This window comes from Gilvimarinus sp. 1_MG-2023 (assembly GCF_030548285.1).
Map to the genome: position 1 here is coordinate 1 of NZ_JAUOSC010001779.1, position 234 is coordinate 234.

The 234-nt window shown below is 54.3% G+C and carries 1 protein-coding gene; it reads left to right on the forward strand.

Features of this window, described 5'->3' with window-relative positions; all coding sequences use genetic code 11:
• On the forward strand, nucleotides 1-234 hold a 234-nt coding region (locus Q4563_RS22820; protein ID WP_303606174.1), incomplete at both ends, for a DbpA RNA binding domain-containing protein.

Consider the following 234-nt stretch of genomic DNA (forward strand, 5'->3'; position numbering starts at 1 on the left):
TGCCAAGCCATTAAAAGGCAAGCCGGACGTGGATATGCAGCGCTTTTGGGTGGGTGTTGGTTACGACCATGGCCTCAAGCCTGGTAACCTGGTCGGTGCCATCGCCAACGAAGCGGATCTGGAAAGTGCCTTTATTGGTCATATCGAGATCTTCGAACAGTATTCTGTTGTTGATCTGCCCGATGGCATGCCAGAACCGGCCATGGCCGTTTTGCGCAAGGCACGGGTTTGTGG